General features: G+C 60.7%; 15 protein-coding genes. 6 read left to right on the top strand and 9 right to left on the bottom strand.

Annotated elements, in window-relative coordinates; genetic code table 11:
- Both BN1133_RS20425 and BN1133_RS04795 read left to right on the top strand, forming a co-directional pair.
- A partial coding sequence (locus BN1133_RS20425; RefSeq protein WP_231686241.1) for a hypothetical protein occupies positions 1-242 on the top strand: 242 nt, incomplete at its 5' end.
- A gap of 36 nt (positions 243-278) precedes the next feature.
- Positions 279-827 carry a gamma carbonic anhydrase family protein gene (locus BN1133_RS04795; RefSeq protein ID WP_050665410.1) on the top strand — a complete coding sequence of 183 codons (549 nt, stop codon included), beginning with the start codon at positions 279-281 and terminating at the stop codon, positions 825-827.
- A 65-nt stretch (positions 828-892) separates the two neighbouring features.
- Here the strand turns inward: BN1133_RS04795 and polA are convergent, their stop codons facing one another.
- Positions 893-3,628: a DNA polymerase I gene (gene polA / locus BN1133_RS04790; RefSeq protein ID WP_153006740.1), complete on the bottom strand. Its 2,736-nt coding sequence runs from the start codon at positions 3,626-3,628 to the stop codon at positions 893-895.
- A gap of 399 nt (positions 3,629-4,027) precedes the next feature.
- Between polA and elbB the strand changes: the two genes are divergently transcribed.
- Entirely contained in the window at positions 4,028-4,681 is a 654-nt protein-coding gene (gene elbB, locus BN1133_RS04780; protein WP_050665407.1) for an isoprenoid biosynthesis glyoxalase ElbB, read from the top strand.
- A gap of 57 nt (positions 4,682-4,738) precedes the next feature.
- On the opposite strand, the gene BN1133_RS04775 is transcribed toward elbB, so the two are convergent.
- The 4 genes from BN1133_RS04775 to fieF form a co-directional block, all read right to left on the bottom strand.
- Positions 4,739-4,948 carry a cell division protein ZapB gene (locus BN1133_RS04775; RefSeq protein ID WP_050665406.1) on the bottom strand — a complete coding sequence of 70 codons (210 nt, stop codon included), beginning with the start codon at positions 4,946-4,948 and terminating at the stop codon, positions 4,739-4,741.
- Positions 4,949-5,091: 143 nt separating this feature from the next.
- Positions 5,092-6,375 carry a hypothetical protein gene (locus tag BN1133_RS04770; RefSeq protein WP_050665405.1) on the bottom strand — a complete coding sequence of 428 codons (1,284 nt, stop codon included), beginning with the start codon at positions 6,373-6,375 and terminating at the stop codon, positions 5,092-5,094.
- Between the two features lie 16 nt (positions 6,376-6,391).
- Positions 6,392-7,171, bottom strand: a complete 780-nt coding sequence (gene cysE / locus BN1133_RS04765; protein WP_050665404.1) for a serine O-acetyltransferase — start codon at positions 7,169-7,171, stop codon at positions 6,392-6,394.
- Between the two features lie 11 nt (positions 7,172-7,182).
- Complete coding sequence (gene fieF, locus BN1133_RS04760) at positions 7,183-8,091, bottom strand: cation efflux pump FieF (RefSeq protein WP_050665403.1); 909 nt, start codon at positions 8,089-8,091, stop codon at positions 7,183-7,185.
- A gap of 85 nt (positions 8,092-8,176) precedes the next feature.
- On the opposite strand from fieF, the gene BN1133_RS04755 reads away from it, so the two are divergent.
- From BN1133_RS04755 to trmL, 3 genes are read left to right on the top strand one after another with little or no spacing between them, the layout of a single operon-like run.
- Complete coding sequence (locus tag BN1133_RS04755; protein WP_050665402.1) at positions 8,177-8,869, top strand: response regulator; 693 nt, start codon at positions 8,177-8,179, stop codon at positions 8,867-8,869.
- A 53-nt stretch (positions 8,870-8,922) separates the two neighbouring features.
- Entirely contained in the window at positions 8,923-10,236 is a 1,314-nt protein-coding gene (locus tag BN1133_RS04750; RefSeq protein ID WP_050665414.1) for an ATP-binding protein, read from the top strand.
- Positions 10,237-10,280: 44 nt separating this feature from the next.
- A complete protein-coding gene (gene trmL, locus BN1133_RS04745) occupies positions 10,281-10,754 on the top strand; it encodes a tRNA (uridine(34)/cytosine(34)/5-carboxymethylaminomethyluridine(34)-2'-O)-methyltransferase TrmL (protein WP_050665401.1) in 474 nt (157 codons plus the stop codon).
- 18 nt (positions 10,755-10,772) lie between these two features.
- Here trmL and BN1133_RS04740 read toward each other — a convergent pair whose 3' ends face one another.
- The 4 genes from BN1133_RS04740 to lexA all read right to left on the bottom strand — a co-directional run bounded on the left by BN1133_RS04740 (position 10,773) and on the right by lexA (position 13,988).
- Positions 10,773-12,047 carry an MATE family efflux transporter gene (locus BN1133_RS04740; protein ID WP_082177899.1) on the bottom strand — a complete coding sequence of 425 codons (1,275 nt, stop codon included), beginning with the start codon at positions 12,045-12,047 and terminating at the stop codon, positions 10,773-10,775.
- Between the two features lie 56 nt (positions 12,048-12,103).
- Positions 12,104-12,745 carry an SCO family protein gene (locus BN1133_RS04735; RefSeq protein WP_050665400.1) on the bottom strand — a complete coding sequence of 214 codons (642 nt, stop codon included), beginning with the start codon at positions 12,743-12,745 and terminating at the stop codon, positions 12,104-12,106.
- 79 nt (positions 12,746-12,824) lie between these two features.
- The gene (locus BN1133_RS04730; RefSeq protein WP_050665399.1) at positions 12,825-13,094 is read right to left on the bottom strand and encodes a hypothetical protein; all 270 of its coding nucleotides are present in this window, start codon (positions 13,092-13,094) and stop codon (positions 12,825-12,827) included.
- A 270-nt stretch (positions 13,095-13,364) separates the two neighbouring features.
- Positions 13,365-13,988 carry a transcriptional repressor LexA gene (lexA, locus tag BN1133_RS04725; protein WP_050665398.1) on the bottom strand — a complete coding sequence of 208 codons (624 nt, stop codon included), beginning with the start codon at positions 13,986-13,988 and terminating at the stop codon, positions 13,365-13,367.
- Positions 13,989-14,132 lie beyond the last annotated feature (144 nt).

The raw sequence follows: 14,132 nt of genomic DNA, 5'->3' as shown, positions 1-14,132 counted from the left end.
ACGGGAGTGGCATTCTACGCTCCCCGCCCGGTGAGTCAAGCCTTATTTTACAAGGCTTTTTCACTCATCGACCGGCTCGCTGCTGTGGCGGCGTTGCCCTGTCGATGGAGGCGCATTATAGGGAGTTCGCGCGCCGTGGCAAGCCTCCACACGCAATAAAATTGCAAAAAACTGCACTTTTTCAGTTATTCATCACCAAGCACAGCTTTTATACAAACTTATCCACAGAATATGACCTCTGACTGCTAGAATGGGGCCACTTTGCAGGAGGAAACGAGATGGATTGGCGACTGAGAAGCTATAAAGGAAAGCGCCCAGCGCTGGGTGAGCGGGTTTATGTTGACCCCTGCGCCACCCTGGTCGGCGACATTACCCTGGGTGACGATGTGGGGATCTGGCCCATGGTGGCCGCGAGGGGTGACGTGAACGTCATTCGCATCGGCGCCCGCAGCAACATTCAGGATGGCGCCGTACTGCATTTGAGTCGCAAGAGCGACGCCAATCCTGACGGGTACCCGCTGCTCATCGGCGAGGATGTAACGGTCGGCCACAAGGCGATGTTGCACGGTTGTACCATCGGCGATCGGGTGCTGGTCGGCATGGGGGCTATTCTGCTCGACGGTGCCGTAGTCGAAGATGACGTGATGATCGGGGCCGGCACCCTGGTGCCGCCTGGCAAGCGTCTCGTCTCGGGCCACCTCTATATGGGCAACCCCATGCGCCAGGCACGCCCCTTGAATGCGGCCGAGATAGCCTTCCTCAAACAATCGGCTGACAACTATGTGCAGCTCAAGGATGAGTACCTTGCCGAGATAGGCGCCCAATAAGAAGAGAGCCCGGCGATGCCGGGCTCTCTTCTTTATATAAGGAGGCGTGACTACCTCGACTTATCTCAGTGGGCCTGTTCCCAGTTATCGCCAGTGCCCGCCTCGACCACCAGCGGCACGTGCAGGTCGGCCGCCGCCGACATCAGGCTCTTGATGGTGGGTACCAGCGCCTCGACCCGATCTTCCCGGACCTCGAACACCAGTTCATCGTGCACCTGCATCAGCATGCGGATGTCATCACCCCCCTCGGACTGGATCCAGCCATCCACGGCGATCATGGCGCGCTTGATGATGTCGGCCGCCGTGCCCTGCATCGGGGCATTGATAGCAGCGCGCTCGGCTGCCTTGCGCAAGCCTGCATTGCGGGACTTGATCTCCGGCAGGTACAGACGGCGACCGAACAGGGTCTCGACGTATCCCTGCCCTTCCGCCTGCTGACGGGTGCGCTCCATATACTCCAGCACACCCGGGTAGCGTTCGAAGTAGAGATCCATGTACTTCTGCGCCTCGGCGCGACCGATCCCCAGCTGCTTGGCGAGACCGAAGGCACTCATGCCATAGATGAGGCCAAAGTTGATCGCCTTGGCGCTGCGGCGCATGTCACCGGTCACCTCCGCCAGCGCCACCCCAAAGACCTCGGCGGCGGTGGCTCGGTGAATATCCTTGCCCTCGGCAAAGGCGGTCAGCAGACCCTTGTCGCCGGAGAGATGAGCCATGATGCGCAGCTCGATCTGGGAATAGTCCGCAGCCACCAGCTTGAAACCCGGGCTCGGCACGAAGGCCTGACGAATACGGCGCCCCTGTTCGTTGCGCACCGGGATGTTCTGCAGGTTGGGATCGGATGAGGAGAGACGCCCGGTGGCAGCTACCGCCTGATGATAAGAGGTATGCACCCGCCCCGTGCTGGCCTTGATCATCAATGGCAGCTTGTCGGTGTAGGTGGACTTGAGCTTGGCCAGCCCGCGGTGCTCCATCAGGAGGCGCGGCAGGTCATAGGTCTCGGCCAGTTCAGCCAACACCTCTTCGGCGGTAGAGGGTGCGCCCTTGGGGGTCTTCTTGATGACCGGCAGCCCCAGCCTGGTGAAGAGGATCTCGCCGAGCTGCTTGGGCGAGGAGAGGTTAAACGGCTCACCCGCCAGAGTGTGGGCCTCTTGCTCCAACGCCTTCAGGCGCGCCTCGATCTCCTGACTCTGCTGGTGCAGCAGCTTGGGCTCGATAGGCGTGCCGAGACGCTCCATCCGCGCCAGCACCGTCAAGAGCGGCATCTCGATGTCGCTGAATACCTTGGCCAGTGTGGGCAACTTGCCGAGCTCTCCCCACAGGGTCTGATGCAGGCGAAGGGTAATGTCGGCATCCTCGGCCGCATAAGGGGCCGCCTGCTCCAGCTCGATCTGGTTGAAGGTGAGCTGTTTCACCCCCTTACCCGCAATCGCCTCGAAGGAGATGGTCTCGACACCCAGATACTTCTGGGCCAGGGTATCCATGTCATGGCGGCTACCGGTGGAGTTGAGCACGTAGGACTCGAGCATGGTGTCGTAGGCGATACCGCGCAGCTCTATGCCGTGATTCTGCAACACATTACGGTCGTACTTGAGGTTCTGCCCCACCTTGAGGCTGGCCGGGTCTTCCAGCAGCGGCTTGAGCTTGCCGAGCACCACCTCTTCACTGAGCTGGGCCGGCGCCCCCAGGTAGTCATGACCGAAGGGCACATAGGCCGCCTTGCCGGGCTCGATGGCAAACGACACCCCGACGATGCGCGCCTCCATGTAGTCGAGGCTGGTCGTCTCGGTGTCGAAGGCAAACAGCTCGGCCCCCTTGAGGCGCGCGATCCAGGCATCCAGCTCGGCCTCGTCCAGCACGCAGGCGTAGTCGGTCTCGATGGCGGGCACGGGAGGGGCCACAGGCTCCTCATCACTGGCGTCCCCCCCCTCTTCCAACTCCTTGATGAGGTTGCGGAACTCATACTCACGGTAGACGGCGAGCAGGTTATCCCTGTCCATCGGTGCCAGCACCAGCTGCTCCAGGTTCACATCCAGCGCGACGTCGGTCTTGATGGTGGCCAGGGTGTAGGAGAGGCGCACCATCTCTTCCTGCTCGCGGAACTTGTCGGCGAAGGTCTTGGCGCCACGAAAACCAAGGGCCGCGACCTTGTCCAGGTTGGCGGCGATGTCGTCGATGCCACCGATCCCCTGTAACAGGGCCAGAGCCGTCTTCTCCCCCACGCCGGGCATGCCCGGAATGTTGTCCACCTTGTCCCCCATTAGAGCCAGGTAGTCGATGATGAGCTCGGGCGGTACGCCAAACTTCTCGACGACGCCGTCACGATCGGTAACCAGATCCTTCATGGTGTCGATCAGGGTCACATGATCCGATACCAGCTGGGCCATGTCCTTGTCGCCGGTGCTGATGAGCACGGGAAGCTGCTTCTCGGTGGCCTCGCGGGCCAGAGTACCGATGACGTCGTCCGCCTCGACCCCCTCGATGATCAGCAGTGGCAGTCCCATGGCGCGAATGATGCGATGGATAGGCTCGACCTGGCTGCGCAGGTCGTCCGGCATGGGCGGACGATGGGCCTTGTAGTCGGCGTAGAGATCGTTGCGGAAGGTCTTGCCCTTGGCGTCAAACACCACGGCCACATGGCTCTCGGGATATTGCTTGATCAGGCTGCGCAACATGTTGGTCATCACCCGCACGGCGCCGCTCGGCATTCCGGAGGAGGTACGCAGATCGGCCTGCTGGGAGGCGAAGAATGCCCGGTAAAGATAAGAGGAGCCATCAACCAGAATGAGGGGGTGCGCCATGGAGTTCGTCCTGCCTTCGTAGAAACAGCGGGTAGGATGCCACAGGGGGGCCATCCCACCAAGGCGCGGGCTGCCGTCAGGGACATTAGGATCAGGAGCAAACAGCACATTCTGTGGATAACTCTGTGGCTAAAAATGACCAGCGACCTGTCACCGTCCTCTCCGCTGACAGCGGATTTAAAAAAAACACTTAAAATTCAATGCCATGACAGAGCCATGGAAGGCATTTTTGAAATTACAGTGATCCGGATCAATGTGGAGAAAATTTCATGAAGATCACTGGCCAGGATCAGGCGAGTAACCATTTCGGCACAGAGGATGTCTTGACCTGCATCGAACGAACATCAACCATACAACATCAGCACAGCGACAACCCTGTCATGGAGTGAGGAGCAACAGATGAAAAAGGTAGCAGTAATTTTGAGTGGCTGCGGCGTTTTTGATGGCACCGAGATTCACGAGGCGGTGATCAGCCTGCTGGCCCTGGCCCGCCAAGGAGCCGATTACCACTGCTTTGCCCCGAATGTCCCGCAACATCATGTCATCAATCACCTGACCGGGCAGGTGAGCGAGGATGAGCGTCGCAATGTCTTGGTCGAGGCGGCCCGTATCGCGAGGGGCCAGATCCGCGATGTGCGTGACCTCGATGTGGCCGACTTCGATGCCCTGCTGCTGCCCGGGGGTTTTGGTGCCGCCAAAAACCTGTGTGACTTCGCCTTTAAGGGAGCAGGGGCCACCATGCAGCCCGATGTGCTGCGCGCCTGTCAGTCCTTCGCCGAGGCGGGCAAACCGGCAGCTTACGTCTGCATATCACCGGCCATGATCCCGCTGGTATATGGGGAGGGTACCCTGGCGACCATTGGCACCGATGAGGCCACTGCAGCGGCCATCGAAGCCATGGGCGGCTCTCACCTGGCCTGCCCGGTCAACGAGTTCGTGGTCGATCAGGAGCGCAAGGTGATCTCGACCCCCGCCTATATGCTGGCCGGCAACATCGCCGAGGCCGCCGACGGCATCGAAAAGACGATTAAACAGCTGCTCGCCATGTGCTGAGCCTGACCCAATAGAAAGAGGCCGCATGATGCGGCCTCTTCTCTTGCAAGAGATGACTCAGACGGCATCGCCCATCTGATCCATCTTGCCGAGCAGAGCGCGCAGTCGCTCCTGCCAGGCTTGGTGTTCGTTGCGCAACAGATGGTTCTCTTCCTGCAGCTTGCCGTTCTGCTCACGCAGTTCGTCCAGCTCCATCTTCAGCAGGGAGATGTTATCGACGGCGGATTGGACTTTGGATTCGAGTTGTTCGAGGACTTCAAGAGACATAAGCAATACCTTTCATGTTCAAGTGCGGAGCCCGACACGGGCCATCTCAAGCGCGTGGGGTCAGCATACCCTGATGGCACTGGGTCAAACAAGCCGGAGCCAGAGAATTTGCGGCTCCCAGCGATATGCCGTTCAAATCTGCGTCAGATCCCAGCATGCAAGGTCGCATAGAGCGTCAACAACAGGGCAGCGACCAGATAAAGCAGAGCTCCGTAACCCAGATTCCAGCGCAGCAGTTGGCCCGGGCCGACTTGGTAGCGAGCCGACAACGCCAGGTTTGAGCCTGAAAGCGGGCTGGTCCCCGTTGAGATCCCCCACCCCATCAGGAAGGTCATCCCCAATAAATTGGGATCCGGTTGCAAGGGCCAGATGAGGGGGGCAAGACCGGAGATGGTGATGATGGGATGCACCCCCAGAATGGCCACCAGCAGCATCAACAAGAGGGTCAGAGTGGCCTCAAGGGCTCCGAAGTGCTGAAACAGCGGCAGCCCATGCCCTCCAATCTGGATAACCGAGAGGGCGCTGTTGATCCCGGCAGCCAGCAACCCGGCCCCCAGGAACAACACCAACTGGCCACCAATAGCAGGAAAGCGCTCATGCACCTGGCGCCTGAGAGACTCTCCTCTTCCCTGAGCGGGCATAAACACCAGCGCCAACAGAGGCGCGGCCAGCGAGATCACCGCCAAAATGGAGAGCGAGGGCCAGAGCTGCTTCATCAGCAACACCAGCAGAGCCAGCGTCACCGGCAGGGCCAGGGAACGAGCCTGTAATGGAAAACCGTTAAAACCGCTGACACCGAGCCGCTCTACCTGCCAGGCGGTGATCCCCATGGCGGCCAGCGTACCGAGCACCCCATAGGGGAGGATGGCCGAGAGCGCCATACCTGGGGCATAGGTCAAGGCAACCGCCATGGCAACGAAGAAGGGGGACCAGAAGGCGGCAGCGCAGAAGATACGGCTCAACACCATGGCCTGGCAGCGATCCAGTGTGCCGTTTCGCTCCAGACGGTCGCCGATGATGAAGATGACCGAGAGATTGATGACGGCCCCCAGTAGATTAAGGCTGGCCATGGTACCCCATAGCCCCTTGCGCCCCTGCCAGGCATGACTCGCGCCGACCAGGCCGGTTGTCGCAAGGTTGAGCATGCTGACGGCGGCAAACATGGTGAGCATATTGATATTGGGGAGCAGCCAGTCAGCGGCCTTGATGGCGGCTCCCTGACCCCAGGCAAACAGGCCGAGCAGCAGTGCCGCCCCATAGAGGGCCAGGGCCTGGCGGCGCGCCGCCCCCACCAGATGAGGCCAGGTCAGCAAGGCCGCCCCCCAGGCAGCCAACGCTGCCGGCCAGGGGTCGGCCCCCAGATAGAGGGCCGCCACGTTGAGCAGCCACATCGCCAGGACCAGGTATCCGGACCATCGCTTGAGCATGGGCTCTCCTGCCGCGTCAGATGCCCTGGTTCATGTCGAGAGAGGGTTTGTCACACCCCGGATGACCGACGATCTTGGCGGGCACACCGGCCACTGTGGTGTGCGGTGGTACCGGGCTCAGCACCACACTGCCGGCACCGATCTTGGCCCCCTGTCCCACCTCTATGTTGCCGAGCACCTTGGCGCCGGCCCCAATCATCACCCCTTCACGGATCTTGGGATGGCGATCCCCACCCTCCTTGCCAGTTCCCCCCAGGGTGACGCTCTGCAGGATAGAGACATCGTCCTCGATGACGGCCGTCTCACCCACCACTATACCGGTGGCGTGGTCAAACATGATCCCCTTGCCGATACGGGCCGCCGGATGCACATCCACCCCGAACACCACCGAGATCTGGTTCTGCAGGTAGAGGGCCATGGGTCTGCGCCCCTGGCGCCACAACCAGTTGGCAACCCGATAGCCCTGCAGGGCGTGAAATCCCTTGAGGTAGAGCAGAGGGGTAGAGAACCATTCGACTGCCGGGTCCCGCTCCTGCACGGCGCAGATGTCGGCCGCCACGATCTCGAGCAACCGTGGCTCGCTGGCAAATGCCTGCTCAATGATCTCGCGCAGACAGATGGCCGGCATGGTGGCGCTATCGAGCTTGTTGGCAAGCTGGAAGCTCAGGGCACTGCAGAGGCTGCCATGGTTGAGAATGGTGGAGTGAAAGAAGCTGGCCAGCATGGGCTCGGAAGCCGCCATCTGTGCCGCCTCTTGCCGTATTTTGTACCAGGTGTGGGCAACGAGGTCGTCCATGTTTCTGCCTGTTATGGTTGGGATTCCCCCCTGTCTGCGGCCTTGGTAACCACTGACATGGGGTCCATATGAATGATGACGTCGGTTCGCTCGAAGGCACCGCGTAACGCTGCTTCAACCTCATCGGCAATCTGATGTGCCTCAACCAGCGGCAAGGCATCATCAAGCTCGACATGGAGCTGAATGAAACGAGTCGGCCCAGATTGACGGGTGCGCAGATCGTGCACGCCATTGACCCCCTCTACCTGGTAGCAGAGCTCCATTATTCGCTCTTGCTCCTCGGCAGGCAACTGGCGATCCAGCAGGGCCTGGACGGACTCCCATCCGATATGGGCAGCCCCCCAGATCAACATGAGACCGATGGCGATGGCGAAAGCCCCGTCAGCCCAAAACCAGCCCTGTCCCGCCAGCACCAGTGCCAGCAGTACGCCCGCGTTGAGCAACAGATCGGAACGATAGTGGAGCATGTCGGCCTTGATGGCCACGCTGCCGGTGCGGCGAATGACCAGGCTCTGGAAACTGACCAGCAACAGTGTCAACACGATGGAGCCGATGCTGACCCAGATACCGGCCTCGAGGCGTGGCAGAGGGCCTGGCTGCAACAGGGAAGAGATGCCGTGCATCACCAGCAACATCGCCGAACCACAGATGAAGGCCGACTGGATGAGGCCGGCCAGGGACTCCGCCTTGCCATGGCCGAAGCGGTGTTCCTCATCGGCCGGTGCCATGGCATAGCGGATCGCCAGCAGATTGATGACCGAGGCACTCACATCCATCAGGGAGTCGGTCAGAGAGGCGAGCAGACTGGCAGAGTCGGTCATCAGCCAGGCGGTAAGCTTACCGGCGATAAGCAAAGAGGCCGTCACGACAGAGGCAACCCCGGCCAGGGTCACCCACCGGGAGTAGTGTTGATGATTCAAACCCGCTTTCCTCGCAGACACAAAAACATATTATACCCTGACACCACACCACTTTAAGCGGCTCAGATTCGCCCAAGGAGTACCCATGAACAAGATCCTGCTGGTCGATGATGATTGCGAGCTGACCACGCTGTTGCACGAAATCCTTACCCTGGAGGGGTTCAGGGTGACCGTCGCCGCCAACGGTGAACAGGGCCTGCAACAACTCGCCCTGGCTCGCTTCGATCTGATCCTGCTCGATGTGATGATGCCACACATGAATGGCTTCGAGATGCTGACCGCCCTGCGGCGGGAGTGGGACACCCCCGTTCTCATGCTAACCGCGCGAGGGGACAGTCGGGATCGGGTTGAGGGGCTGGAGGCGGGGGCAGACGACTATCTCGCCAAGCCCTTCGACGATCGGGAGTTGATTGCCCGGATTCGCGCCATCTTGCGCCGAACCCAGACCCAGAGTCGAGCCACCGGAGGCCACGAGGAGCTGCGTTTCATGGACCTGCAGTTGCAACCGGGGCAGCAGCTCGCCTTCTGCAGCGATATGCCTCTGGAGCTGACGGCGACCGAATTTGGCCTGCTCGAGTGCCTGCTGCGCCATCCCGGGCAGATCGTCAGCAAGAAACAACTCTCCGAACAGGTGCTGGGCAAACCGCTGGAGCCGTTCGATCGGGCCATCGACATGCATCTGAGCAATCTGCGCAAGAAGTTACCGGAACGCGGCGATGGCCTGCCCCGCTTCAAGACGGTGCGCGGCAAGGGTTACCTCTGGCTGGAGGCGGTGTGAGCGGTCTCCATCTGCATAGCCTGACAACCCGGCTGTTTCTCTGGTTTTGGGGCATGCTGCTCCTGATGCTGGCGGCCGTCACCATCCTGCCGACCCTGGATCCTCGCAACCTTTCGGCCCTGCCGGAGGCGGAACAGCAGCAGCAACAGTTCGTGATCGATACCCTGAACCGGGCAGCCGAACGATCCCGCGACCTCAATCTGGTGGCCATGCTCAGGCAGGCGGGGCCACTCACCATCAAGGATGTCTATATTCGGGATAACGACGATATCGTCCAGGCCACCAGCAAGCCCGACAAGAACATCATGCGCTTCATGATCGATTCCGATGATCCCGCCCGCCCCATGATGCGGCGCAGCGAGTCGCGTCTGCTGGCCGGCCCCTTCTCCCTCGTCCATCACGGCAAGCCCTACCTCATCTACCTGAGCAGGGAACTGGAGAGCCAGTCCATGGCCATGGTGATCCTGGATCACCCGGTCAGGGTACTGATCACCGCCATGTTGGTGAGTACTCCCCTCTGCCTGCTGATGGCTTGGCGCCTGACTCGTCCGACCCAGGCTCTGCAGAGGGCGGTATCGCGCATTGCGGCCGGAGAGCTCGACACGACCATACCGCACCTGCTACGGCAGGATGAGGTGGGTAGCCTGGCGGGCAGCATCAGTCACATGGTTGAAACGCTCAAGAGCATGATTCAAGAGCAAAAACGCCTGCTCTCCGACATCTCCCACGAGCTGCGCAGCCCCCTGACCCGGATGCAGCTGGCCCAGTCACTGATCCGCCGCAAGCAGGGGGAGAGTTCTGAGCTGACGCGCATCGCCGGTGAGATTCACAAGCTGGACATGTTGATCGATGACCTGCTCACCCTCTCCCGGGTACAACAGGAGAGTGACCCACCCCAGTGCATCGCCCTGAGCGAGGTTCTTGATCCGATCCTCGAGGATGCGCTGTTCGAGGCAGGGGCTTGTGGCAAGGCGCTGCAACACCCGCCACTGCCAGACCTTTCGATGATGATGTGGCCCGATCTGCTGGCCAGGGCGATCGAGAATCCCCTGCGCAATGCCCTCAAGTATGCGGCCCGTCGGGTCGTCGTGGAGTGGGAGACAGGGCAGCACGAATGGGTGATGCGGATCCACGATGATGGCCAGGGGGTGCCGGATGCGCTGCTGGGCAAGCTGTTTCTGCCTTTCTTTCGGGTCGATGATGCCCGCAACGCCCAAACCGGGGGAACGGGTCTGGGATTGACCATCACGGCCGAGGCCATCAGGCGTCATGGCGGCAGCATAGTGGCACGCAATGGCACCCCGAGTGGTCTCATCGTCGAGCTGCGTCTACCCCTGGCCTCCTGCCGCTTTCCAAGCCCGGGCTGAGTGGGTATGCTGAGCCCCCTTGCGACCCTGACCAACCTCTGACCATGCTCGATATTGTTCTCTATCAGCCGGAAATCCCCCCCAATACCGGTAACATCATTCGCCTGTGCGCCAATACCGGCTACCGGCTGCACCTGATCGAACCCCTGGGCTTTGAGTGGGATGACAAGCGGGTCAAGCGAGCCGGCCTCGATTATCACGAGTTTGCCGAGGTGAAGCGTTGGCCCTCCTACCAGGCCTTTCTGGAGGCCGTCACTCCGACGCGTCTGTTTGCCTGCACCACCAAGGGGCGGGCCTGTCATTCCGAGGCCCGGTTTGCTCCCGGTGATGCCCTGTTATTTGGGCCGGAGAGTCGGGGACTACCGCTCGAGATCATCGAAAGCCTGCCACCGGAGCAGCGTCTGCGAATCCCGATGTGCCCGAACAGTCGCAGCATCAACCTCTCCAACGCGGTGGCGATCTTCATCTATGAGAGCTGGCGACAGTTTGGCTATGCCGGCGCCATCCACCTCGACTAACCGGACGCTAGCCACCCCTTAGTCGACCAGGATCCGGCTGTGCCAGAGGCGGTACAGCCAGATTCCCTGTCCCAATCCACGCCCGACCATCAGGACGGCCAGCGCCCCCCAAAGGGCCCCGTTACCGGCCCCCTGCCACCACCACCAGACCGGTAAATAGCCCAACAACACCGCCATCAGCATGGTGTCTCGCATCTCGCGTACCCGGGTCGCCCCGATGAAGACCCCATCAAACAGATAACACCAGACCGAAAGCAACGGCATGGCCACCAGCCAGGGCAGGTAACGACAGGCCTCTCGGACGACTGTGTCCATGGAGGTCATACTGGTCACCATCCACTCCCCACCGATGGCAAACAGGAGGGTCGCCATCAGGGCAACGACCAGCGCCCAACCGAGGGCATCGCGCAAGGCCACTCGCAATCCGTGGCGACTGCGCGCCCCCACGGCTCGGCCGACCATGGCCTCGGCAGCATAGGCAAAACCATCCAGTCCGTAGGAGAGCAGCATCAGGAAGTTGAGCAATATCGCATTGGCCGCCACAACCACATCCCCGAGCCGCGCCCCCTGAAACGCCATAAAAGCGAAGCAGAGTTGCAGACACAAGGCCCGGATGAAGATATCCCGATTCAGGGCGATCAGGCGGCGATAGGGGGCCAATACCATCAGCCCGCTCCGCCAACAGCGCCAAAGCACAGATAACGGCACCAGCCTGTGCACCAACCAGATGCCCAGCGACAGGGTCGCGTAGTCCGCCAACAGCGAGGCGATAGCGACACCTTTCACTTGCCAACCCAATCCCTGCACCAGTAGCAGGTCGAGCACTATGTTGAATACATTGCCGGCAATCAGCAGCCACATAGGCCCCCTGGCATAGTGCCGCCCCAGCAGCCACCCCAGCACCACCAGATTACAGAGGGCGGCGGGCGCTCCCCAGAGACGGATAGTGAGATACTCGGCCGCATAGTGTTGAACCTCGGCCGAGGCCCCGCTCAGTCCCAGCGCCACCGCAACCAGCGGGGTCTTGCCAATCAACAACAAGACCGCCAACAGACAGGCCAGTAACAATCCCCTGCCTAACAACAGCCGCATCTCGTGCTCGTCTCCCGCACCCAACGCCTGGGCGGTCAGGCCCGTGGTCGACATACGCAAAAAGCCGAGGACCCACCAGGTGAGGTTGATAAGGGTTGCCCCGATGGCGACCCCTCCAAGCAGGGAGGGGCTGTCCAGATGGCCAATCACCCAGGTGTCGACCAACCCCAGCAAGGGGACCGTCAGGTTGGAGAGCAACATGGGGAGCGCCAGCGCCAGGACCTGGCGCTGCTCACCCCACAGGCGTTGAAGCGTGCTCAAGAGGCGAGAGCGAGAGTGCGGATCTTCGCAAAATCACTGGCCATCTTGGCCATGGAGACGCGAGGGGGCTGCCCGGGAGCCATATCGGGCCTGAACACGGCCTGGATCTCCCCCTTGGGATTGATGAGGACGATAGAGGCGGAGTGATCGACCAGATAGTTCTTGGCATCGTGCTCATCGACGATGGAGTAGACCAGCCCCAGATTACGGACGAAGGGGAAGAGATTGCTCTGGCTGCCACTCACGGCCACAAACTCGGGGTTGAAGAACTGGGTATAGGTAGTCAGCCGGGCCATATCATCACGCTGGGGATCCACCGAAACGAAGATCACCTGGCTACGTTCATCCACCCGTTTTAGCTCGGGGTAAATGCCACGCAGGTCGGAGAGGGTGGTCGGACAGATATCGGGGCAGAAGGTATAGCCAATAAAGACGAAGCTCCAGTGCCCCAGCAACGCCTCCCGAGTAAACGGGGTGCCATCCGAGCGCTGGAGCGTAAAACCGTTGACCATGCGTGCGGGTGTGAAATAGGTCGCACTCTCCGGCATGCTGGGCTGACGCAGGGTGGGGTAGAGCAAGGCTCCTGCCAATACCAGGCTAAGGGCGACAATCACCAGGGTAGAGCGCCATTTGGTCATAGGGAATGCGCACCATGCATGAGAAGAGGTGCGCCATTGTAACCCAGCAGAGGAATGGAAACACGAAAGGACGCATTCCTTAACGACTGGACCCTCTACGAGCGGCGTCCGGATGCCGGGCAACCCAGTCCTCCATGGGAATCACGATAGCCCGCTCATCCTGCGCCGAGGGGCGACGCTGCCATAAGGGGGTTAGCCGCACCACGTTGCTGCGAGGGCAACCCAGCCAGAGCGACCAGCCGGAAGCCCGGCGCAAAATCCAGAGAGCGTAAAACCGGGTCAGCCAGTTACCCTCGATGAAACGGGTAATATGAGTCAACGAGCCTATCCGGGCATGAGTGCGAGACATACCTGTCCTCCTTGCCGACCCCACAGGTGCGGCTGACATCAAGGCCCGGCTCCTCGGGCCACTCTCCCCTGCTCCCGTAAAAAGGGTGGTGTAAATGCGTTTACGACGACGCCGGGTCTTGCTCGACCTCTTGATAAGGATATAGACGAAAACCCGTCAACCGGGAGGGGTCATGGGTTCCTCTAACGATAACCCCATGAAGAAACGCGATAAAAGAAGAAGGCATTGGCGGGCATGGAAAAAGAAAACGGGGCTCATGGCCCCGTCTCATCACATCCAGTCAGCGTTTCGAATCACGCCAACCGCCAGCCCCTCGATGGAAAGGTGCTGGGAGGAGAGATCCACCTCGATCGGTGTGAGCTCCTCATTCTCCGGCAGCAGCCAGACCTGACTCCCCTTGCGCTGGAAACGCTTGACCGTGACATCATCATCCAGACGCGCCACCACCACCTGACCGTTGCGCACATCCTGGGTCTTGTGCACGGCCAGCAAGTCACCATCCATGATGCCGATGTTTTTCATGCTCATGCCCTGCACCCGCAACAGGAAATCGGCCCGTGGATGAAACAGGGTGGGATCGACCTGATAACGGCTCTCGATATGCTCCTGTGCCAGGATGGGTTCACCTGCGGCAACCTTGCCGATCAAAGGCAGCCCCTCCTCCTCGTTGGCGGCGTCCTCTTCGAGCAGGAGCCGGATGCCACGAGAAGTGCCCGGCATGATCTCGATCACCCCCTTCTTGGCCAGGGCCTTGAGATGCTCCTCGGCCGCATTGGCCGACTTGAAGCCGAGTTTCTGGGCAATTTCCGCCCGGGTCGGCGGCATGCCGGTCTCACTCATGTTGCTCTTGATGAGCTCCAGCACCTGGGATTGCCTGGGGGTAAGGGGTTTCATGATCGCACCTGTCTTTTTATACAGCACACTGGCAGTATATACAGTATGCATGCCAAGGCAAGACAAACCGGGGGCGATACTCATGCCATTGCTCCCCTTGTCGCAACTCATCGTACCTCTCGGCGACAAACGGCCGGTGATTTG

The sequence above is a fragment of the Aeromonas schubertii genome, assembly GCF_000820105.1.
In the GTDB taxonomy this organism is placed as follows: Bacteria; Pseudomonadota; Gammaproteobacteria; order Enterobacterales; family Aeromonadaceae; genus Aeromonas; species Aeromonas schubertii.
The sequence above is the reverse complement of the archived record's forward strand: the minus strand, read 5'-3'. Positions and strand labels throughout refer to the sequence as shown.